This window comes from Nonomuraea sp. H19 (genome assembly GCF_052068215.1).
Taxonomy (GTDB): Bacteria; Actinomycetota; Actinomycetes; order Streptosporangiales; family Streptosporangiaceae; genus Nonomuraea.
This window is the reverse complement of the sequence record NZ_JBQHCV010000016.1, coordinates 62,700-81,240: the sequence shown is the minus strand read 5'-3', so window position 1 is coordinate 81,240 and position 18,541 is coordinate 62,700. Positions and strand designations below refer to the sequence as shown.

General features: G+C 71.6%; 24 protein-coding genes. 16 read left to right on the top strand and 8 right to left on the bottom strand.

What is annotated here, in order from left to right; translation table 11 throughout:
• Positions 1-7 precede the first annotated feature (7 nt).
• Complete coding sequence (locus ACTMTI_RS32050; protein WP_441124528.1) at positions 8-1,486, bottom strand: SulP family inorganic anion transporter; 1,479 nt, start codon at positions 1,484-1,486, stop codon at positions 8-10.
• 366 nt (positions 1,487-1,852) lie between these two features.
• Here ACTMTI_RS32050 and ACTMTI_RS32045 point away from each other — a divergent pair, with 366 nt between their 5' ends.
• Entirely contained in the window at positions 1,853-2,332 is a 480-nt protein-coding gene (locus tag ACTMTI_RS32045) for a MerR family transcriptional regulator (RefSeq protein WP_441124378.1), read from the top strand.
• 130 nt (positions 2,333-2,462) lie between these two features.
• On the opposite strand, the gene ACTMTI_RS32040 is transcribed toward ACTMTI_RS32045, so the two are convergent.
• Positions 2,463-2,870, bottom strand: a complete 408-nt coding sequence (locus ACTMTI_RS32040) for a RidA family protein (protein ID WP_441124377.1) — start codon at positions 2,868-2,870, stop codon at positions 2,463-2,465.
• On the opposite strand from ACTMTI_RS32040, the gene ACTMTI_RS32035 reads away from it, so the two are divergent.
• Together ACTMTI_RS32035 and ACTMTI_RS32030 are read left to right on the top strand one after the other, a co-directional pair.
• Positions 2,869-3,609: a TetR/AcrR family transcriptional regulator gene (locus ACTMTI_RS32035; protein WP_441124376.1), complete on the top strand. Its 741-nt coding sequence runs from the start codon at positions 2,869-2,871 to the stop codon at positions 3,607-3,609. The genes ACTMTI_RS32040 and ACTMTI_RS32035 overlap by 2 nt on opposite strands.
• 124 nt (positions 3,610-3,733) lie before the next feature.
• The gene (locus tag ACTMTI_RS32030; RefSeq protein WP_441124375.1) at positions 3,734-4,384 is read left to right on the top strand and encodes an NAD(P)H-binding protein; all 651 of its coding nucleotides are present in this window, start codon (positions 3,734-3,736) and stop codon (positions 4,382-4,384) included.
• Here the strand turns inward: ACTMTI_RS32030 and ACTMTI_RS32025 are convergent.
• On the bottom strand, positions 4,371-5,723 hold the full coding sequence (locus ACTMTI_RS32025) for an MFS transporter (RefSeq protein WP_441124374.1): 1,353 nt from the start codon (positions 5,721-5,723) through the stop codon (positions 4,371-4,373). The two genes, ACTMTI_RS32030 and ACTMTI_RS32025, sit on opposite strands and share 14 nt — an antisense overlap.
• 91 nt (positions 5,724-5,814) lie before the next feature.
• Between ACTMTI_RS32025 and ACTMTI_RS32020 the strand changes: the two genes are divergently transcribed.
• The 3 genes from ACTMTI_RS32020 (at position 5,815) to ACTMTI_RS32010 (ending at position 8,176) form a co-directional block, all read left to right on the top strand.
• Positions 5,815-6,360, top strand: a complete 546-nt coding sequence (locus ACTMTI_RS32020; RefSeq protein ID WP_441124373.1) for a CGNR zinc finger domain-containing protein — start codon at positions 5,815-5,817, stop codon at positions 6,358-6,360.
• A gap of 87 nt (positions 6,361-6,447) precedes the next feature.
• Positions 6,448-7,545 carry an LLM class flavin-dependent oxidoreductase gene (locus ACTMTI_RS32015; RefSeq protein ID WP_441124372.1) on the top strand — a complete coding sequence of 366 codons (1,098 nt, stop codon included), beginning with the start codon at positions 6,448-6,450 and terminating at the stop codon, positions 7,543-7,545.
• Positions 7,546-7,564: 19 nt separating this feature from the next.
• Positions 7,565-8,176, top strand: coding sequence for an FMN reductase (locus ACTMTI_RS32010; RefSeq protein WP_441124371.1), 612 nt, complete (start codon positions 7,565-7,567; stop codon positions 8,174-8,176).
• A 108-nt stretch (positions 8,177-8,284) separates the two neighbouring features.
• Here ACTMTI_RS32010 and ACTMTI_RS32005 read toward each other — a convergent pair whose 3' ends face one another.
• A complete protein-coding gene (locus ACTMTI_RS32005) occupies positions 8,285-9,196 on the bottom strand; it encodes a superoxide dismutase (protein WP_441124370.1) in 912 nt (303 codons plus the stop codon).
• A 253-nt stretch (positions 9,197-9,449) separates the two neighbouring features.
• On the opposite strand from ACTMTI_RS32005, the gene ACTMTI_RS32000 reads away from it, so the two are divergent.
• The 4 genes from ACTMTI_RS32000 (at position 9,450) to ACTMTI_RS31985 (ending at position 12,247) form a co-directional block, all read left to right on the top strand.
• Positions 9,450-9,902: a hypothetical protein gene (locus ACTMTI_RS32000; RefSeq protein ID WP_441124369.1), complete on the top strand. Its 453-nt coding sequence runs from the start codon at positions 9,450-9,452 to the stop codon at positions 9,900-9,902.
• 28 nt (positions 9,903-9,930) lie between these two features.
• Positions 9,931-10,536, top strand: coding sequence for a cyclodeaminase/cyclohydrolase family protein (locus ACTMTI_RS31995; RefSeq protein WP_441124368.1), 606 nt, complete (start codon positions 9,931-9,933; stop codon positions 10,534-10,536).
• Complete coding sequence (locus tag ACTMTI_RS31990) at positions 10,533-11,360, top strand: bifunctional 5,10-methylenetetrahydrofolate dehydrogenase/5,10-methenyltetrahydrofolate cyclohydrolase (RefSeq protein WP_441124367.1); 828 nt, start codon at positions 10,533-10,535, stop codon at positions 11,358-11,360. Before ACTMTI_RS31995 ends, ACTMTI_RS31990 begins: the two co-directional genes overlap by 4 nt.
• Before the next feature lie 119 nt (positions 11,361-11,479).
• The gene (locus ACTMTI_RS31985; RefSeq protein WP_441124366.1) at positions 11,480-12,247 is read left to right on the top strand and encodes a type 1 glutamine amidotransferase; all 768 of its coding nucleotides are present in this window, start codon (positions 11,480-11,482) and stop codon (positions 12,245-12,247) included.
• Between the two features lie 38 nt (positions 12,248-12,285).
• On the opposite strand, the gene ACTMTI_RS31980 is transcribed toward ACTMTI_RS31985, so the two are convergent.
• Both ACTMTI_RS31980 and ACTMTI_RS31975 read right to left on the bottom strand, forming a co-directional pair.
• Entirely contained in the window at positions 12,286-13,026 is a 741-nt protein-coding gene (locus tag ACTMTI_RS31980; RefSeq protein ID WP_441124365.1) for a sulfite exporter TauE/SafE family protein, read from the bottom strand.
• Positions 13,027-13,104: 78 nt separating this feature from the next.
• On the bottom strand, positions 13,105-14,718 hold the full coding sequence (locus tag ACTMTI_RS31975; RefSeq protein WP_441124364.1) for an AMP-binding protein: 1,614 nt from the start codon (positions 14,716-14,718) through the stop codon (positions 13,105-13,107).
• 106 nt (positions 14,719-14,824) lie between these two features.
• Between ACTMTI_RS31975 and ACTMTI_RS31970 the strand changes: the two genes are divergently transcribed.
• Positions 14,825-15,484 carry an endonuclease V gene (locus tag ACTMTI_RS31970; protein WP_441124363.1) on the top strand — a complete coding sequence of 220 codons (660 nt, stop codon included), beginning with the start codon at positions 14,825-14,827 and terminating at the stop codon, positions 15,482-15,484.
• A gap of 24 nt (positions 15,485-15,508) precedes the next feature.
• Here ACTMTI_RS31970 and ACTMTI_RS31965 read toward each other — a convergent pair whose 3' ends face one another.
• A complete protein-coding gene (locus ACTMTI_RS31965) occupies positions 15,509-15,880 on the bottom strand; it encodes a hypothetical protein (protein WP_441124362.1) in 372 nt (123 codons plus the stop codon).
• A gap of 291 nt (positions 15,881-16,171) precedes the next feature.
• On the opposite strand from ACTMTI_RS31965, the gene ACTMTI_RS31960 reads away from it, so the two are divergent.
• The 5 genes from ACTMTI_RS31960 (at position 16,172) to ACTMTI_RS31940 (ending at position 17,959) form a co-directional block, all read left to right on the top strand.
• Complete coding sequence (locus ACTMTI_RS31960; RefSeq protein WP_441124361.1) at positions 16,172-16,381, top strand: hypothetical protein; 210 nt, start codon at positions 16,172-16,174, stop codon at positions 16,379-16,381.
• 90 nt (positions 16,382-16,471) lie between these two features.
• Positions 16,472-16,621, top strand: a complete 150-nt coding sequence (locus ACTMTI_RS31955; RefSeq protein ID WP_441124360.1) for a hypothetical protein — start codon at positions 16,472-16,474, stop codon at positions 16,619-16,621.
• Between the two features lie 50 nt (positions 16,622-16,671).
• Positions 16,672-17,241 carry a TIGR00645 family protein gene (locus ACTMTI_RS31950; RefSeq protein ID WP_441124359.1) on the top strand — a complete coding sequence of 190 codons (570 nt, stop codon included), beginning with the start codon at positions 16,672-16,674 and terminating at the stop codon, positions 17,239-17,241.
• Positions 17,242-17,269: 28 nt separating this feature from the next.
• The gene (locus tag ACTMTI_RS31945; protein ID WP_441124358.1) at positions 17,270-17,524 is read left to right on the top strand and encodes a hypothetical protein; all 255 of its coding nucleotides are present in this window, start codon (positions 17,270-17,272) and stop codon (positions 17,522-17,524) included.
• Positions 17,525-17,599: 75 nt separating this feature from the next.
• On the top strand, positions 17,600-17,959 hold the full coding sequence (locus ACTMTI_RS31940; protein ID WP_441124357.1) for a hypothetical protein: 360 nt from the start codon (positions 17,600-17,602) through the stop codon (positions 17,957-17,959).
• Here ACTMTI_RS31940 and ACTMTI_RS31935 read toward each other — a convergent pair whose 3' ends face one another.
• The gene (locus tag ACTMTI_RS31935; RefSeq protein ID WP_441124356.1) at positions 17,960-18,439 is read right to left on the bottom strand and encodes a DUF2283 domain-containing protein; all 480 of its coding nucleotides are present in this window, start codon (positions 18,437-18,439) and stop codon (positions 17,960-17,962) included.
• Between the last annotated feature and the right edge of the window lie 102 nt (positions 18,440-18,541).

The following is an 18,541-nucleotide window of genomic DNA, read 5'->3' as shown; positions in this document are numbered from 1 at the left end:
ATCGGTGTCAGTGGCTGCCGGACAGTTCGCCGGACAAGGCGTCGTGCATGCGGGCGCTGGGCTGGTTCAGGCCGATGATCTGTACGGTTTTGCCGCGGGCGGCGTACTTGGCCTCGACGGCGTCCAGGGCGGCGACGGAGGAGGCGTCCCAGATGTGGGCGTCGGTCAGGTCGATGACCACGTCGTCGGGGTCGGTGGCGTAGTTGAACTGGGAGACCAGGTCGTTGCTGGAGGCGAAGAACAGCTCGCCGGTGACGGCGTAGACGACCTGGCGGCCGTCGGGGTCGAGGCAGGCGGTGACGCCGGCCAGGTGGGCGACGCGGCGGGCGAAGATGACCAGGCCGGTGAGCGAGCCGACGACGACGCCGATGGCCAGGTTGTGGGTGGCGACCACGACGGCGACGGTGACGACCATGACGGTGATCTCGCCGGCCGGCAGGCGCTTGAGGGTGGCCGGGGCGACGGAGTGCCAGTCGAAGGTGCCGAACGAGACCAGGATCATGACGGCGACCAGAGCGGCCATCGGGATCTGGGAGACCAGCGGGCCGAAGACGATGCACAGCACCATGAGCAGCGCGCCGGCGGTGAAGGTGGACAGGCGGGTGCGGGCGCCGTTCTTGACGTTGATCATAGTCTGGCCGATCATGGCGCAGCCGCCCATGCCGCCGAAGAAGCCGGTGACGATGTTGGCGATGCCCTGGCCGATGGACTCGCGGGTCTTGGAGGAGTGTGTGTCGGTCAGGTCGTCCACCAGCTTGGCGGTCATCAGCGACTCCATCAGGCCGACCAGGGCGAAGCCGAGCGCGTACGGCGCGATGAGGGCGAGGGTGCCGAGCGTGAAGAGCACGTCCGGCAGGCCGGGGACGGGCAGGGCGGAGGGCAGCACGCCGCGGTCGCCGACAGTGGGCACGGCCAGGTGGGCGCCGACGGTGAGCGCGGTGAGCGCGGCGATGGAGATCAGCGGGGCCGGGACCGCCTTGGTCAGTCGGGGCAGGAACACCATCAGCGCCAGCGCGCCGCCGACCAGCGGATAGACGATCCAGGGCACGTCGATGAGTTCGGGCACCTGCGCCATGAAGATCAAGATCGCCAGGGCGTTGACGAAGCCGACCATTACGCTGCGGGGCACGAAGCGCATCAGCTTGGCCACACCGAGCGCGCCGAGCGCGACCTGGATGAGGCCGCCGAGGATGACGGTGGCGATCAGGTAGCCGAGGCCGTGCTCGCGCACCAGCGGGGCGACGACCAGGGCGATGGCGCCGGTGGCGGCGGAGATCATCGCGGGGCGGCCGCCGACGATGGCGATGACCACGGCCATGGTGAAGGAGGCGAACAGGCCGACGCTCGGGTCGACCCCGGCGATGATGGAGAACGAGATCGCCTCAGGGATCAGGGCGAGGGCGACGACCAGGCCGGACAGGACCTCGGTACGGGCCACCGAGGGCTTCAGCCAGGCTGGGCGGCCGGGCCGCAAGCGGGCGGCCAGGGTCGCGGACCGGGCGGGCGTGGATGAGCTGGGCAACAGGCGTCCTTCAACGTGAGCGCCCCGACGGGGGCAGCGGGCAGCGTGCCACCAGCCGGGGGCGGCGGCAGCAGGCGAGGAGGCGGCCGAAGCAGGGCCGCGGGGCACGTGCGCAGGCGTGCCCCGGTCGAAGAGGGCGGCACCCCGGGCGACGACGGCGGCGCTACCGCGGGCAGGTCACGGCGGGGTGCCGGCCTGTCCGCACCGGAACGCGCCTCCGCGGTCCACCCATCGGGAACTCTACCTTAACGTTAGGGTAGAGATTTGGCCGGGCCGGGCGTGGCTGCCCGCACCGCCGCCACCAGCCGAGCAGTGAGGTCATGCGAAAAGATGGACGGATCGGCGCTTTCCGCCGCGGATGGCGAGGTTCCGGCTTCTGCCGGCAGTGGCGCAGATCACCTGCACATCGGGCAGGTGGCGGCGCGGACGGAGCTGTCGCTGCGGACCATCCGGCACTACGACGAGGTGGGCTTGGTGCGGCCCTCGGCGCGCAGCCAGGGCGGATTCCGTCTCTACACCGAGGCCGATGTGGCCCGGCTGATGGTGATCCGCCGGATGAAGCCGCTCGGCTTCACACTGGAGGAGATGGGCGAGTTGCTGGCCATCACCGACCGGCTTGATGAGGCCGGCCTCGACGACACCGGCGCGGCGGCTCTCGGCGCGGCCGAGCGCGCGCAGCTGCTGGCGCGGCTGGGCCGCTTCGAGCAGGCCGCCCGTGAGCGCTGCGAGGCGTTGCGCACCCAGCTGAGCCAGGCCGAGCAGTTCGCCGCCGGCTTGCACCGGCGCGCCGGGACGCTGGCCGCCGGCTGACCGGCACCGCATCGGCAGGAAGCCGTGGCGCAGGCCACGGCGGCGGCGTGGCAGGCGCGCCCGCGGCCGGGACCGGGGCAGCACGCCCGCCGACACGGGAGGTCGACGGGCGTGTCCGAAGTGCCCCGATTCAGTCGATGACGGCGGTGGCTTCGACCTCGACCAGCAGATCGGGTTCTCCCAGCGCCGCGACGCCCAGCAGGGTGATCGGCTTGACCGGGTCGACCCCGAGCTTCGCGGCCGCCCGGCCGACGCCCTCTCCCAGCAGCGGCATCTTGTCGGGTGTCCAATCGACGACGTAGATGGTCAGCTTGGCCACGTCATCGAAGGATCCGCCGACCGCGGCCAGGGCGGTGCCGATATTGAGGTAGGCCTGCTCGACCTGAGCGGCCAGATCTCCTTCGCCAACTCGCCGGCCCTCAGCGTCGCGGGCCACCTGGCCCGCCAGGAACACCAGTTTGGACCCGGTGGCGATCGACAGTTGGCGGTAGACGTCGGGCTTCGGCAGTCCGTCGGGGTTGACCAGCGTCACGGTCATGTCTGCTCCTTTGAATCGGCACAGGCGGTTCGGCATCCGCCGAAAACATAGCAATGTTATGTATTGTGATGCCATGGTGAGGGTGAAGGATCCGGCGGTCCGCTCGCTGCTGATCGACCGGGCCGCGCAGCTGCTCGCCGTTCGGCAGCCGGTCACGCTCCGCTCGCTGGTGGCCGGAACCGGCGTCTCGACCATGGCCGTCTACACCTACTTCGGCGGCATGGACGGCCTGTGGAAGGCCGTGCGGCAGGAAGGGTTCACTCGCCTGGCGGACCGGCTCGCCGCAGTCTCGCCGTCGGCGGATCCGGTGCGGGACCTGGCCGCCCTCGGCGCCGCGTACCTGTCCAACGCCCTGGCCAGTCCCGATCTCTACCGGGTCATGTTCGACGCCGCATTCGAGCTCGAGGACGCCGCGGCCGCGGATGACACACTGCACTGTCTGGTTCGCGGCGTCGAACGGGCCACGGCCGCCGGTCGCTTTCGTGACGACATCAACCCGCTGGAGCTGGCTACGCAGAGCTGGACCATCGGTCATGGACTGGCATCACTGGTCGCGACCGGCCCCTTGCCCCGTCAAACGCTCGCCCACGGCGTGCCGCTGCTGTCCGCCCTGTTCACCAGCGCAGGCGACAACCCCGAACAATGCCGCCGGTCAGTCGAACGCGGTTGGCGCCCGCTGACATCCGATCAATGCTTCGAGCTCTCCGGCACGGTGCCGGCAGATATCCCGCCCAGATGACACAACTCGGACGATCCTGGATGCGCTCGCCGACGACACCTGCCCCCTCACTCACGAGGGCTTGGACGCCCTCGCCCCTATCCTCTCCCTGACGACATCATCGAGACGATCGGGGCGGCCCGCCATGAACGTGATCATCTTCGGGGCGACCGGCATGATCGGGCGGGGCGTGCTCAGGGAATGCCTGCTCGACGACCGGGTGTCGGCCGTGCTCACGGTCGGCCGCACCCCGGCCTCCACCAGCCACCCCAAGCTGCGCGAGATCACCCACGGCGACCTGCTCGACCTGGCGGAGATCGAGGACGAGCTGGCCGGCTTCGACGCGTGCTTCTTCTGCCTGGGCGTCTCGTCGGCGGGGATGAGCGAGAAGGACTACCGGCGCATCACCTACGACTACACGATGTCCGTGGCCGGCACCCTGGCCCGGCTCAACCCCGGCTCGACGTTCGTGTACGTGTCGGGCGTCGGGACCGACGCACAGGGGCGGGCGATGTGGGCCAGGGTGAAGGGGGCGACCGAGAACGCGCTGCTGGCGCTGCCGTTGCAGGCGTACATGTTCCGGCCCGGCTACATCCAGCCGATGCACGGCGTCACCTCGCGCACCCGGCTCTACCGGCTGGCCTACATGGTGACGCGCCCGCTCTATCCGGTGCTGCGGCGGCTGTTCCCGGCGGCGGTGACCACGACCGAGCGGATCGGCCAGGCCATGATCACGGTGGCCGAGCGCGGCGCGCCCAAGCGGATCCTCGGGCCCGCGGACATCAACGCACTCTGACCTCCCGGCCGGGGGCGAGCGGGATGGCCAGCAGCGCCGCCGCCGCCGCGACCGCCCACACCGCCTCCCAGGAGCCGGCCGCGAGGAGGACGGGGATGAGCAGCGGGGTGAGGAACGCGGCGGCGAACACGGTCGTGCCTTCCAGGCCGAGCGCGGTGCCCGCCCTGGCCGCGCCCGCCATGGCGGCGATCTCCGTGTAGGCGACGCCGTGCCAGGAGTTGGCCAGCAGCCCGCCGAGCGCCAGGGCGGCCACCGTGACAGGGGTGGGGGCGGCCGTCAGGACGGCGGCGGCGGCCATGGCGACGCCGGTGAGCGCGCCGATGCCGCGCAGGTAGGTGCGGCGGTTTCCGCGCCGGTCGGTGCGCCGGCCGGTCCAGATGCGCGCCGCGCCGCCGCCTATCTGGGCGATCAGGACCGTGACGCTGGCCAGCGCCGCGCCCTCGCCTTTGACGTCGTGCAGGAAGATCGCCGTGAAGGACAGGACGGCGAACTGTGGGACGGTCAGCAGGGCGCTGGCCAGCGCCACCCTCCACACGTCCCATCGCAGCAACGGCGAGCGCACCAACGCCTCCGCGTCGCGCGGCGTCGCATTCCGTGCTGCCGCCGGCTCCCCGGTCGCGGCCGGCCGGCGATCCGTCAGTGCCTCGTCCCCCGCCGGGACGTGGCGCGTCGCAGGTGTCTGGCGGGGCGGCGATGGGGCGGGGGGCGGCGGCGCGTCCGGTTCGTGGAGCCAGCGCCAGGTGGCCGCCGCCGCGAGCAGGCAGAGGGCGGCGGGGACGGCGTAGACCGCGTGGAAGCCGTACGACCCGGCCAGCCAGGGCAGCAGGGCGACGCCCACCGCCCCGCCCGCCGGGATGGCCGTCTGGCGGATGCTCATCGCGAGCCCCCGCTCCCCGTCGGCGAACCACGTCATGATCGCGCGCCCGGAGGCGCCGTTGACGCTGCCGCCCAGCGCTCCGGCGGCCAGCAGGCAAAGCGCCAGCGCGACCACCCCCGCGCCGTCCCCTGGTGTGACGGCGGCGGCCATCAGGGCCAGCAGCGCGCCGGTCGAGGTCAGTCCGATGAGCAGGATGCGCCGGTCCCCGAACCTGTCGGTCAGCAGCCCCCACGCGATGTCGGACACCGCCACGCCCAGCCCCAGGCACGCCAGCACCAGCCCGAGCGCCCCGGTGGACAGGTGGTAGCCGGCACGCATCGCGATCCCGGTGACCGGTATGCCGGAGAACATCGCCGCGAAGCTGCCCTGCGCCCCGACGCCCACGGCCAGCACGACCCATCGGTGCCTGGCCCCGTAACGGCGGCCCGTCCTGCCGCCGGCGGTGGAGAGCGATATCGCCACGGACCCACACCCTTCATCAATAACCGCATTTGGCGGTTACTCACCCTGGCAGCCTCAGAAGTAACTTGTCAATCCGGTTACCATGGGAGCCATGGACTTCGCCTTCGTCAGCGGGAACCTCGGTCTCGACCTGGCCGGCACGATCGGGCACCGGCGGAGCGAGCGCATCGACCTGCTGGCGACGCCCGCGGACCTGGCGCGGTGGACGGTCGCGGCCGGCCTCCTCGACGCGCCGCCCGTCGTGAGCGGCGACGACCTCCGCCTGGCGGCCGCGTTGCGGGAGGCGATCTACCGGCTCGCGTCCGCGGCCCGCGCTGGAGCCCCCTACGAGGCGGCCGACCGGGACGTGGTCAACCGGGCGGCCCAGCACCCGACGGCGAGCGTGACGCTGACCGGGCATGGCGTGGAGCGGGCCGGCGACCTGTGGGCGGCGCTCTCCAGTGCGGCACGGGCGGCCGCCGAGCTGCTCGGCGGCCCGCAGGCGGCGCTGATCCGGGAGTGCGAGGCGACGCCCTGCACGCGGCTCTACATCGACGCCTCACACCGGCGCACCCGTCGCTGGTGCGACATGCGCGGGTGCGGCAACCGGGCGAAGGCGGCCGCGTTCCGCGCCCGGACCGCACAGCGGGAGGGCTGAACGCGCCCCGAAGATGATGGAATATCCCAGGAGGGCTTGACGCTACCGTAGCCGTCAAAGATTCAACAGTCATGGATGGTGACTAAAGTGCAGTTCGGGATCTTCAGCGTGGGCGACGTGACCATGGACCCCACGACCGGCCGGACGCCGACCGAGCATGAGCGGATCAAGGCGATGGTGGCGATCGCGCTCAAGGCCGAGGAGGTCGGGCTCGACGTGTTCGCCACGGGCGAGCACCACAACCCGCCGTTCGTGCCGTCCTCCCCCACCACGATGCTCGGGTACGTCGCCGCCAGGACCGAGCGCCTCATCCTGTCCACCGCGACCACGCTGATCACCACCAACGACCCGGTGAAGATCGCCGAGGACTTCGCCATGCTGCAGCACCTGGCGGACGGACGGGTGGACCTCATGCTGGGCCGGGGCAACACCGGGCCCGTCTACCCGTGGTTCGGCCAGGACATCCGGCAGGGCATCCCGCTCGCCATCGAGAACTACGCCCTGCTGCACCAGCTGTGGCGCGAGGACGTGGTCGACTGGGAGGGCCGCTTCCGCACGCCGCTGCAGGGCTTCACCTCGACGCCGCGCCCGCTCGACGGGGTGCCGCCGTTCGTGTGGCACGGCTCGATCCGCAGCCCCGAGATCGCCGAGCAGGCCGCCTACTACGGCGACGGCTTCTTCGCCAACAACATCTTCTGGCCGAAGGAGCACTTCATGCGCCTGATCAGCCTCTACCGGGAGCGGTACGCGCACTACGGCCACGGCACCCCCGAGCAGGCCATCGTCGGCCTCGGCGGGCAGGTGTTCATGCGCAAGAACTCCCAGGACGCGGTGCGCGAGTTCCGCCCGTACTTCGACAACGCCCCCGTGTACGGTCACGGGCCGTCGCTGGAGGAGTTCACGGCCGAGACGCCGCTCACGGTCGGCAGCCCGCAGCAGGTCATCGACAAGACGCTGCAGTTCAGGGAGTTCTTCGGCGACTACCAGCGTCAACTGTTCCTCATGGACCACGCGGGGCTGCCGCTGAAGACCGTGCTGGAGCAGCTCGACATCCTGGGCGAGGAGGTCGTGCCGGTGCTGCGCAGGGAGTTCGCCAAGGACCGGCCCGCCGAGGTGCCCGGCGCGCCCGTGCACGCCTCGCTGCTCGCGGCCAAGGCGGCCGCCACCGAGCCCGCCGAAGCCTGACCCCCGTCAAGGAGAACTCATGAAGCTCGTCGTCGTCACGGCGGGACTGACCCAGCCCTCCTCCACCCGCCTGCTCGCCGACCGCCTGGCCGAGGCCACGGTCCGGCGGGCGGGGCCGGAGGAGGCGGACGTACGCGTGATCGAGCTGCGGGAGCTCGCCGTGGACGTCGCCAACGCCTTCGTGACCGGATTCCCCAACACCCGGCTGCGCGACGCGATCGAGGCGGTGACCGAGGCGGATGGGCTGATCGCGGTCACGCCGATCTTCAGCGGCTCCTACAGCGGGCTGTTCAAGTCGTTCTTCGACGTGGTGGACAACACCGCGCTCGCGGGCAAGCCAGTGCTGATCGCGGCCACCGGCGGGACCGCCCGGCACTCGCTGGCGCTGGAGCACGCTCTGCGGCCGCTGTTCGCGTACCTGCGGGCCGTCGTCGTCCCGACGGCCGTCTACGCGGCGGCGGAGGACTGGGGTGGCGGGCGCGACGCGTTCACCGACGGCCTGGGCGAGCGCATCGACCGCGCCGCCGGGGAACTGGCCGGCCTGCTGCAGCGCGTCCCCGAGGAGAAGGCCGCTCCGGAGGCCGTCGTGCCGTTCGCGGAGCAGCTCGCGGCGCTGCGTCCGCCGGGCTAGTTCGCACATCGGCAGCCGCCGAGGACCTACGGCGGCGCCGTCCTCGGGTGAGGTCGGCGCCGCGTACCGGCATGCGAAGAACGCGGCCAGGCCGCGGCCCGGAGGACGTCAGCGCTTGACGGCGACCACGGAGTAGGGCGTGTCGGGGGTCGGGGTGGTGGTGAAGCGGGCGTTGGGCAGGTAGAGGCGGTCACCGAAGGCGGCGACCGTGGTGGGGACGTCGAAGCGCGGATCGGTCAGCCGCTTGACGATCTTCCCGGACGAGCCGTCGCGGGTCAGGGCGATGGCGGCGACCGTGTTGAGGCGGTTCTGGACGGCGTACAGGGTGCGGCCGGACAGCAGCAGCCCGTCGCCGTTGACCAGCGACTCGCCGCCCAGGTCCACCTCCGTGGTGACACCGGTGGACGGGTTCGCCTCGAACAGCTTGCCGGTGTTCGACTGGACGATCAGCAGCGACTCGCGGTCGGGGCTGGGGGCGATGCCGTTGGCGTTGTTGCCGGTCGTGTACTGGATCGCGCCGGTGAGCGGAATCTTGACGGCCTCGCCGGGCAGCGCGCCGCCACGCCCGAGTTCGAGCTTGTACAGGACGGGGTTGCGCGAGTCGGTGAAGTAGGCGGCGCGCCCGGTGAGGATGACGTCGTTGACGAATGCCGGGTCCGTGGTCAGCTGGTAGGACTTGACGACCTCCCCGGTACGCAGGTCGATCACGCGGGCGTTGCCGCCCGTCCCCCCGGCCACGAACAACCGGCCGCGCCCGTCGGTCTTGAGCCCGAGCGACGGCGTGCCCGGCCCCTTGCTGATGACGGCCCCCTCGCCGGTACGCAGGTCGGCCCGGTAGATGTCACCGGTCGCGCGGGAGCCGAAGTAGGCGAAGGGACCGGGCCCGATCGCTATCCCCTCCGGCTGGAACCCATTGGGCAGCGCGAACGTGTCGGGCTTCGCGGTGGCCTGCGCGGGCGCGCTGCCCAGCAGGAGCACGATGACGGCGCAGAGTGCGGTCTTCAGGATCGCGGGTCTCATGCGGCCCACGATGCCCGGGGTCACCGCCCGTGGCAAAGCCCTGGTGCACGCTTTCACAGCGAGTTTGCAGAAACGGCCCGCCGTACGACGCCGGCGCCCTGCCGGAACATGACCGGGGGCTGGACTCCCCGACCACGCCACGCCGAGGAACCTCGCGCGGTAGGTTGGGGCCCAGCCGAACAAGCGGGGTTCAATCATGTCAAACGGTGCCCGTCATGTTCTGGGAGTGGTCGCGGGACTGCTCCTCCCTCCGATGATCGCCGCCGCGCTGTGGTTCGGCGTCGGCGAGCTAAGCCTCGAGGCCGTGGCGGCGTTCCGGATCTCGTGGCTCGCGGTTGGCGCGCTCGCGGTCGCGGGGATCCTCCTGGGGTTCCTGGCAGGCTCACGCCTGTCGCCCGTCGCCTCGCTGCTCGGCGGCCTCGCGTTCACAGGTCTGGGCGTCGTTCCCGTGGTGGAGATCATGGGCCTGTGGGTGGCGCCGGACGACTTGCTGCCCCGCGCCTTGCAGACGGGCTACCTGACCGTGGGCCGCACGGGCGTTCAGCTGTTCCTCGGCGTCGCGCTGCTCGTCGTCTCGCTGTTCCCGTCGCGCTGGCGGTCCCGGGCCGAGCCCGTCGAATACTCACCCGCGTACAGCGCGCCGGTGTCGCCGTACCTGCCGCAGGGCGGTCCCGAGGACGCCACACGGCCCATGTACCGCGATTGAGCGGTGCCCGGCCTGGCAGAATGCCCCCATGCGCGACTCAAAGATCGTCGACTTCCTGGCCGAGCTGGCCGACAAGGTGCCCGCGCCCGGCGGCGGCGCTTCGGCGGCGCTGCACGCGGCGCAGGCCGCCGCGCTGCTCGGCATGGTCGCCCGCTACAGCACCGGCGAGAAGTACGCCGGCCACGCCGAGACCGTCGTCTCCGTGATCGCCGAGACCGACACCCTGCGGGCGCGGACGCTGCGGCTGGCCGAGGAGGACGTGGCGGCGTTCACGGCGGTCACCCACGCCTACCGCCTGCCCAAGGGCGAGGAGCGCAGCGCCGCGATCGCCAGGGCGCTGGCCGGCGCGGCCGGGCCGCCCGCCAAAGTCATCGAGGCGGCCACCAGGGTGATCGAGCTGTGCGAGCTGCTGCTGCCCATCGCCAACCGCAACGTCATCACCGACGTGGCCGCCGCGGCGGAGGCCGCGCGCGCCGCGCTCACCACGGCCAGGGTGAACGTCGAGGTCAACCTGGGCGGCATCAAGGACGATCACGTACGCGCGGAGCTGAACATCCGCGTCTCCGGCGTCGACGCGGCCGTCGCCAAGGCAGACTGGGTGACCGCCGAAGTACGCGAGGAGATCAGATCGTGAGGACGCTGTCCGGCAAGGACCTGGCCGCCGCCATCAGAGCCCAGACGCAGGCCGAGGCGGCCTCGGGCGTCCAGCCGCGGCTGGCCGTGGTGGTGGCCACGGCCGACGAGGCGAGCCTGTGGTACGTCCGGTCGATCGCCAAGGCCGCCGCCGGCGTGGGCATCGCCTGCGACATCGTCGACCTGGGCCCCGGGGCCGTCCCCGAGCAGATCGGTGAGACCCTCGCCCGGCTCAGCGGCGAGTCCGGCGTGCACGGCGTGATGCTGCAGACCCCGCTCCCCGGCGGGGCCTCGGCGCAGAAGCTGGCCGCGGCCATCGATCCGCGCAAGGACGTCGACGGCGCCAACCCGCTCTCGCTCGGCCGGCTGGCCGCGGGGCTGCCGGCCTTCCCGCCCGCGACGGCGGCGGCCGTCATGGCCCTGCTCGACCACTACGAGGTGGAGCTGGAAGGGCGGCGGGCGGTGGTGGTCGGCCGCTCGACCGTCGTCGGCAAGCCGCTGGCGCACCTGCTGCTCGACCGGCACGCCACCGTCACCGTCTGCCACTCGCGCACCCGCGACCTGGCCGCCGTCACCTCCACGGCGGAGGTGCTGGTGGCGGCCGTCGGCCGGGCCGGGCTGATCGGCGCCGGGCACGTCGCGCCGGGCGCGGTCGTGATCGACGTCGGCACCAACCCCACCGCGGACGGCGGGCTGACCGGGGACGTCGACGCCGGCGCGGTCGCGGGCCTGGCGGGGGCGCTGACCCCGGTGCCGGGCGGCGTCGGCCCGGTGACGACGGCGCTGCTGCTCCGCCACACCGCCAGGGCGGCCAACCTGCCATGACAGGGATGCGCCGTGACCCGGTGGACCGGGCGGGGTGATGCGCAGCGTGCGCTTCTTCTGGCTCACCCGCGTCGAGAGCGTGGACGAGCAGATCGTCGACTGGATGGCGGAGGCCTGCGATGGGTGACGTCCTGATCGTGCAGAACAGCCGGAGCGGCGGCCCGAGCCGGCTGGGCGGCTGGCTGGCGGACGCCGGGCTCCGGCTGGACGTGGTGCTCGCCCACGAGGGCGCTCCCCTGCCCGCCCGCCTCGACCACGACGCCATGATCATGCTCGGTGGCGGCTATCTGCCCGACGAGGACGACCGCGCCCCGTGGCTGGCCGATGCCCGGCGGCTCGTGGCACAGGCGCTGGCGGAGGGAGTGCCGCTGTTAGGCATCTGCCTGGGCGGGCAGCTGCTCGCCCACGTCGCGGGCGGCGAGGTGACCGGCGACGCCGGCGTGCCGGAGAACGGCAGCACCCCGCTCACGATCAGGCCGGAGGCGGCCGGCGACCCGCTCTTCCATGGCCTGCCCGAGGTGGTGCCCGCCATCGAGCACCACAAGGACGCGGTCACCAGGCTTCCCGGCGGGGCCGTCTGGCTGGCGGAGACGCGCGCGTGCCCGTACCAGGCGTTCCGGGTGGGCGAGCGGGCGTGGGGCGTGCAGTTCCATCCCGAGGTGCTGCCCACGCGCATCCGCGAGTGGCGGGCCAAGGGCTTCGACCCCGAGGAGGTGTACGCCAAGGCGGTGGCCGACGAACCGGTGTCCACCCCGATCTGGCACCAGGTGGTGCTGCGCTTCGCCGCCCTTGTCACGCAACGGGCGTCGTCGCGGGGCCGGAGCGATGGCCGTGACCGCGACGCCGCCGCCGTCGCGCCGGTCGCCGCCGGGGAGCCGTCAGCGTGAGTACGCGTCCCAGCCCAGCTCGGCCGCCCGCAGAGCCGTCAGCGTGAGTACGCGTCCCACCCCAGCTTGATCGCCACCGCGAGCCCGCAGGCCGCCGCCAGGTAGCGCAGGCTGTTCCCGGGCATCCGCCGCACGATCTTGGGCCCGACCCACCCGCCCAGCAGGAACCCGGCTGCCAGCGGCCCGGCCGCCGCCCAGTCCACCGGCCCGAAGAGCGCGAACCCGAGCGCCGCCACCGCGTTCGCCAGTCCGGTCATGACGTTCTTCATCGCGTTGATCTTGGCGGCGGAATGGTCGAGCAGGGCCGCGAGCACGGCGAACACGAGGATGCCCCCCGCGGCCCCGAAGTAGCCCACGTAGATCGTCACGATGAACAGCGCCACCCGCCCGGCAATCCCGTGATCGCCGTGCACGCGTCCGGACGGCGGGCGGGCCAGCAGCAGCGACGCCATCGCGATCAGCCAGGGCGCGATCAGCTCGAACGTCCTGGCCGGGGTCACCAGCAGCAGGAACGCTCCCGCCGCGCCGCCGAGCGCCGCCACCGGCCCGAGCCTGAGCACCCGGCCGCCCTGTCCGGCCAGCTCGGGCCGCGATCCGGCGGCCGCGCCGATGCCGGTGAAGACGAGGGCGACGGTGTTGGTGACGTTCGCGGTCAGCGGGGGCAGGCCGAAGGCCAGCAGGGCGGGGTAGGAGATGATCGAGGCGAGGCTCACGACCGTGCTCACCACACCGGCCACGACGCCGACGGCGAGCAGGCCGAGCGCTTCTCCGACGATCATGCCGACATGCTATGGGCCGTCTGTACCATGGCCGCGGGCGGGGGCGGCAACCTCCGCCCGCGGCGCGACGCCGCCCCGCTACGCGTTGCGGATCTCGGCCGCCGTGTGCAGGCCGAGCAGGTCCACCGACCGCTCCCGCATCTCAACCTTCCGGATCTTCCCGGTCACCGTCAGCGGGAACGCGTCCACGACGTGCACGTACCGGGGGATCTTGTAGTGCGCCAGGCGCCCCGCGCAGAACTCCCTGACCTGCTCCACCGTCAGCGGCCGCGCGCCGTCCCGTAGGACGACCCAGGCCATCACCTCCTCGCCGTACTTCTCGTCCGGCACCCCGATGACCTGCACGTCGGCGATGTCCGGATGGCTGTAGAGGAACTCCTCGATCTCGCGCGGGTAGACGTTCTCGCCACCCCTGATGATCATGTCCTTGATCCGGCCGACCACGTTGACGTAGCCGTCGTCGTCCATGGTCGCCAGGTCTCCGGTACGCATCCACCGCGCCTCGTCGATGGCCTCGGCGGTCTTGTCCGGCTCGTTCCAGTAGCCGAGCATGACCGAGTAGCCGCGCGTGCACAGCTCGCCCGGCTCACCCCTGGGCACCGTGAGCCGGGTCTCCGGGTGCACGATCTTGACCTCGACGTGCGGCATCACCCGGCCCACCGTCTCGGTCCTGCGCGCCAGGTCGTCGTCGGACCTGGTCATCGTGGACACCGGCGAGGTCTCGGTCATGCCGTAGCAGATGGCGACCTCGCGCATGTTCATCTCGCCGACGACGCGCTTCATGACCTCGACGGGGCACGGAGAACCGGCCATGATCCCGGTACGCAGCGAGGACAGGTCGAACTTCGCGGCCAGCGCCAATTCGGCGATGAACATCGTCGGGACCCCGTACAGCGACGTGCACCGCTCCTCCTGCACCGCCCGCAGCGTCGCCTCCGGGTCGAAGCCCGGCGACGGGATCACGACGCAGGAGCCGTGCGAGGTCGCGCCCAGGTTGCCCATCACCATGCCGAAGCAGTGGTAGAACGGCACCGGCAGGCAGATCCGGTCCGCCTCGGTGTAGTGGATCAGCTCGCCGACGAAATAGCCGTTGTTGAGGATGTTGTGGTGCGACAGCGTCGCGCCCTTCGGGAAGCCGGTGGTGCCCGAGGTGTACTGGATGTTGATCGGGTCGTCGAAGGTCAGCTCGGCCATCCGGGCCTCCAGCGCGGACCGGTCGGCCCGCTCGGCGGTCAGGGCGTCCCAGCTCGGGTCATCCAGATAGACGACGCCGGCGAGGCCGATCTCCTCGGCCATCGCGCGATAGTCGCTGCCCTTGTGGGTCTGGGCGCTGATCAGCAGCCGCATGCCCGACTGCTCGGCCACGTACTTCAGCTCGTGGGTGCGGTAGGCGGGGTTGACGTTGACGAGGATCGCGCCGATCTTGGCGGTTGCGTACTGGACGAGCACCCATTCGGCGCGGTTGGGCGCCCAGATGCCGACCCGGTCCCCCTTGGCGATGCCCCTGGCCAGCAGGGCTCGCGCGAGGTCGTCGACGTCGGCGTTGAGCTGCGTGTAGGTCCACCGGCGGCCCGCGGGCACGTCGACCAGGGCCTCCCGGTCGCCGAAGCGGGCCGCTGTGCGTTCGAGGTTCTCGCCGATGGTCTCGCCGAGGAGTGGCGTGTCGGCTGCGGAGCTGGAGTACGACAGCATGCCTACAGTCTCGGCCGCGTGCCCGCGTACGCACCAGGCCCCACGGCGGGCAGTGAGGCCGAGCGCAGGTAACGGGTTCGCGGGTGAAGGGCATAGCTTAGGCCGGGTGCAGATTGACCGGCTTCATCCATGGCCCTCCGGCGTCGCGGAGGCGGAGGCCATCCAGGACCGGCTCCGCGGACACGTCGAGCTGACCGGGCCCACCGCGTTCACGCTGGTGGCCGGCCTGGACGTGCACTACCACGGCTCCGACGACCTGGCCGCCGCGGTGGTCGTCCTGGCCGCCGGCACGTTGGAGGTCGTGGAGCAGGTGGTGGCGCATGGGAAGGCGGCGTTCCCGTACGTGCCGGGGCTGTTCGCCTTCCGCGAGCTGCCCGCCCTGGTGGAGGCGCTCGAACGGCTGACGGTGACGCCTGATCTGCTGGTCTGCGACGGGTACGGGCTGGCGCATCCGCGCGGGTTCGGCCTGGCGTGCCACCTCGGTGTGCTGACGGGGCTGCCGGCGCTGGGCGTGGGCAAGACGCCGTTCGTCGGCACGCACGAGACGCCGGGGGCGGAGCGCGGGGCCTGGACGCCGATCATCCACGAGGGGGCCACGGTCGGCCGGGCCCTGCGCACGCAGCGCGGCGTCAAACCGGTGTACGTCTCCCAGGGACATCGCATCTCCCTGGACACCGCCACGACGCAGGTCCTGCGCCTGACCCCGCGCTACCGCCTCCCGGAGCCGATCCGCCACGCCGACCACCTGGCCCGGAACCCGGCATGACCCCCCGCTCGCCCGGCGTCTGCCTCAGCGGCGCCAGGCCCAGACGAGCAGCCACACGCTGAGCCCGAAGAGCGCCATGCCGAGCGGCACGTGCGCGGCCACCACCCCGGAGCCGCCGAGCATGGACTGGACGAACCCGAGCAGGAGCACCACCAGGCCGACCAGCGCGGGCCAGCCCGGACCGCGTGCGGGCCGCCACATCAGCACGGCCACCACGAGCTGCGCCAGCCCCAGCGCGTGCACGGCGCTCGCCCCCATGCCGTGCAGGCTCCCCCCTCCCCCGCTCATCAGCAGTCCCGCCGTCACGGCCTGCGCTAGCACGGCCAGCGCGTTGAGCACGGTGACGGCCTTGAACGCGGTCACGTACCCGCTCCCCTTGGCGACCTGGGTTGCCACTGGATTCTCCTTCGACCTCGGGTGAAGGCCTTCAGGATCGTGCGAGCGCGCGCGGCGGGCATCCGCCCTCCGGCGTGATCGCCGCTACGACTCAGGGCGTACGCGGATGCCGTCCGTCACGTACGCCGAGGCGCCGCCCCGCGGCGACTACGAGCGCACCGGCCTCGGCCGCAGCCTGCTCGGCCCGGCTGGAAAACCACGCCCTGAACAACTTACATGACTGTGTGTTATTCAATGATTACCCTGGGTAGCAAAAGGAGGGTTGTTCATTACCGTTACCCAGGAGGTTCCATGCTTTCCGCCCCCCGTCGGATCACCACCGTCGCGATCGTCGCCGGTGGCCTGACCCTGCTCGCCGCGCCCGCCGCCCACGCCGTGGTCGACCCTGTCGGCCTGCCCCTCTGCGCGGCCGGCGCCGTGCTCGAAATCACGACGGTGGTCGACCCGGCCAATCCGGGCGTACCGGCCGAGGTGCCGGTCATCCACTGCCTCCATCCCTGACCCGACCGGCCGGGGCGCCGGCCTGGGCCGGTGCCCCGGCCTCCTCTCCCCTCATCCGGCAAGCGCAAGAGCAGCAGCAAGGGAGTTCCGTTGAAGATCCGAGTCCTGACCGCCGTCGCCGCCTTCGCGCTGGCGGCCGCCGCCGCGCCCCCCATCGCCCTCGACCAGCTCGGCGCCGGTGGCTCGCCGCTCGTCGACGTCCAGACCTGGGTCCAGCACGTCAACCTCCTCACGTCGTAGTGAGCGTCGCGCAGCTACCCGTGGCAGGCACGCCGGGAGGGCCGCGGACGTTGCTCACACGTGTCGGCTACATCATGTTCCTCAGCCGATGGATCCAGGTGCCGCTCTACCTGGGGCTGATCGTCGCCCAGTTCGTGTACGTGTGGCGCTTCATGGTGGAGCTGGCCCACCTGATCCATCTCGGATTCGGGGGCTCGCCTCCCGAGACCACCGTCATGCTGATCGTGCTTGGCCTCGTCGACGTGGTCATGATCTCCAACCTGTTGATCATGGTCATCGTCGGCGGCTACGAGACGTTCGTCTCGCGGCTGCGCATCGAGGGGCATCCCGATCAGCCGCAGTGGCTCTCCCACGTCAACGCCAACGTGCTCAAGGTCAAGCTGGCCATGGCGATCATCGGCATCTCCTCCATCCATCTCCTGCAGATCTTCATCAACGCGGCCAGACCGGCCATCACCGACAGGGAACTGCTATGGAAAACGCTGATCCACCTGACCTTCGTGGTCTCGGCCCTGGCGCTGGCCTTCATCGATCGGATCATGGCGGGCGGGCGCCCCAACCACGAAAGCGAGCAGGGCGACCGGCCCGCGAACCGGCAGCAGGAGCGGGCCGCCGCCTAGCCGGGGGCGGCCCGCGCCAGGGATGCGCGTGCTGACGAGGATGACGGGCGGCCTCGCGCTCGCGGCGGTCGCGAGCGTGCTGCCGACCGGCGCCGCGTACGCCGGCGACGCGCCCCGCAGCGCCGGCCCCGCGCCTCTCATCGGCAATGTGACCGTGTTCAACGACGAGATCGTCGAGCCCGTGTCGCTGCCGCTGAGCACCTGCGGCGGCCTGCTGCAGGTGCTCAGCAAGGCGCCGAGCGACTGCGAGGGCGCCTCGCGCGTCTCGGACGACGACGCGTGAGTGCCACGTGCCCGCCCACGGGCTTGGGCGGGCACCCCCCGCGCGGGGCCGGGCTGCGTAGGGGACAATACGCGGGTGTCTTCCACCCTTCGCCCGGACGACCGCGTCGCGTCCGCGTTCCGGTTCGCCACCGAGCTTGTCGCCTGGGTCGCGACCCCGTGGGCGCTCGCGCCGCACTCGGTGCCGCTGGCCGTGCTGTCCGTCGTGGTGCTGATCGGGCTGCCGACGGTGTTCTCCACCCCCGGCGACAAGCGGAACGTGATCGTCGCGGTGCCCGGATACGTGACGATCGCGCTGGTCGTGCTGCAGCTCGTGGCCGCGGTGGCGGCGGCGTGGACCGCCTGGCACGTGTTCGCCGCCGCGCTGGTGTCCGTGCTGGCCGCCGTCACGGTCGTGCTGGAGCTGCCACGCTGGCGCTGGCTGACGTCCCGGTGATCACATCCGCAGCTCGGAGGGGAGCCGGGCGGCGGCGTTCGTGATCTCCAGGCCGAGCAGCCGCCCAGAGTCCCCGTAGTCGAGGACGACGTCGTCCGCCACGACCTGTTCTACGGCCTCTCCTGGGACTATTTCGTGCTTCATCGCGATATAGGCGATGTCCTGTTCGGTGTCCCAGCTGACGTACACCGTCCGCGCCCACTGCCCCGTCAGCGGCGCGTCCTCCCAGATCAGCAGCCCTTCCTTGGCCTCGTGCGAGCCGGCCAGCGCGGCCCGCACCATCACCGTCGCCAGCTCGATCGCCTCCAGCGAGTCGAGCCCCGTGACCTTCCTTTCATGCTCCCACCCGTCGAGACCGTCGATTCGGTAAGGGCACGACCACTCCCCGGTCGGCTCCTCATACGGCACGCCTACGGTGACGACGACGTCACGCGGCGGATCGGTACGCAGCACCAGCACTCGACGGGCGATCTCGTACATGTCTGCTGATCTACCCCGGAGGCCACTCCTGGAAGACTGGCGAACGGGAACGGCCGCTCACCCGTTCACGCGGCGCGAGCGGTCCCCTATCGTCACCGAAGG

Bases quoted from the DNA above. Each gene is read 5' to 3' on its own strand.
- ACTMTI_RS31995 (WP_441124368.1), top strand. From the start codon at position 9,931: ATGCGCGACTCAAAGATCGTCGACTTCCTGGCCGAGCTGGCCGACAAG.
- ACTMTI_RS32000 (WP_441124369.1), top strand. From the start codon at position 9,450: ATGATCGCCGCCGCGCTGTGGTTCGGCGTCGGCGAGCTAAGCCTCGAG.
- ACTMTI_RS32020 (WP_441124373.1), top strand. From the start codon at position 5,815: ATGGACTTCGCCTTCGTCAGCGGGAACCTCGGTCTCGACCTGGCCGGC.
- ACTMTI_RS32040 (WP_441124377.1), bottom strand. From the start codon at position 2,870: ATGACCGTGACGCTGGTCAACCCCGACGGACTGCCGAAGCCCGACGTC.
- ACTMTI_RS31960 (WP_441124361.1), top strand. From the start codon at position 16,172: ATGCTTTCCGCCCCCCGTCGGATCACCACCGTCGCGATCGTCGCCGGT.
- ACTMTI_RS31985 (WP_441124366.1), top strand. From the start codon at position 11,480: ATGGGTGACGTCCTGATCGTGCAGAACAGCCGGAGCGGCGGCCCGAGC.
- ACTMTI_RS31935 (WP_441124356.1), bottom strand. From the start codon at position 18,439: ATGTACGAGATCGCCCGTCGAGTGCTGGTGCTGCGTACCGATCCGCCG.
- ACTMTI_RS31980 (WP_441124365.1), bottom strand. From the start codon at position 13,026: ATGATCGTCGGAGAAGCGCTCGGCCTGCTCGCCGTCGGCGTCGTGGCC.
- ACTMTI_RS32005 (WP_441124370.1), bottom strand. From the start codon at position 9,196: ATGAGACCCGCGATCCTGAAGACCGCACTCTGCGCCGTCATCGTGCTC.
- ACTMTI_RS32035 (WP_441124376.1), top strand. From the start codon at position 2,869: ATGTCTGCTCCTTTGAATCGGCACAGGCGGTTCGGCATCCGCCGAAAA.
- ACTMTI_RS32010 (WP_441124371.1), top strand. From the start codon at position 7,565: ATGAAGCTCGTCGTCGTCACGGCGGGACTGACCCAGCCCTCCTCCACC.
- ACTMTI_RS32045 (WP_441124378.1), top strand. From the start codon at position 1,853: ATGGACGGATCGGCGCTTTCCGCCGCGGATGGCGAGGTTCCGGCTTCT.
- ACTMTI_RS31975 (WP_441124364.1), bottom strand. From the start codon at position 14,718: ATGCTGTCGTACTCCAGCTCCGCAGCCGACACGCCACTCCTCGGCGAG.
- ACTMTI_RS32030 (WP_441124375.1), top strand. From the start codon at position 3,734: ATGAACGTGATCATCTTCGGGGCGACCGGCATGATCGGGCGGGGCGTG.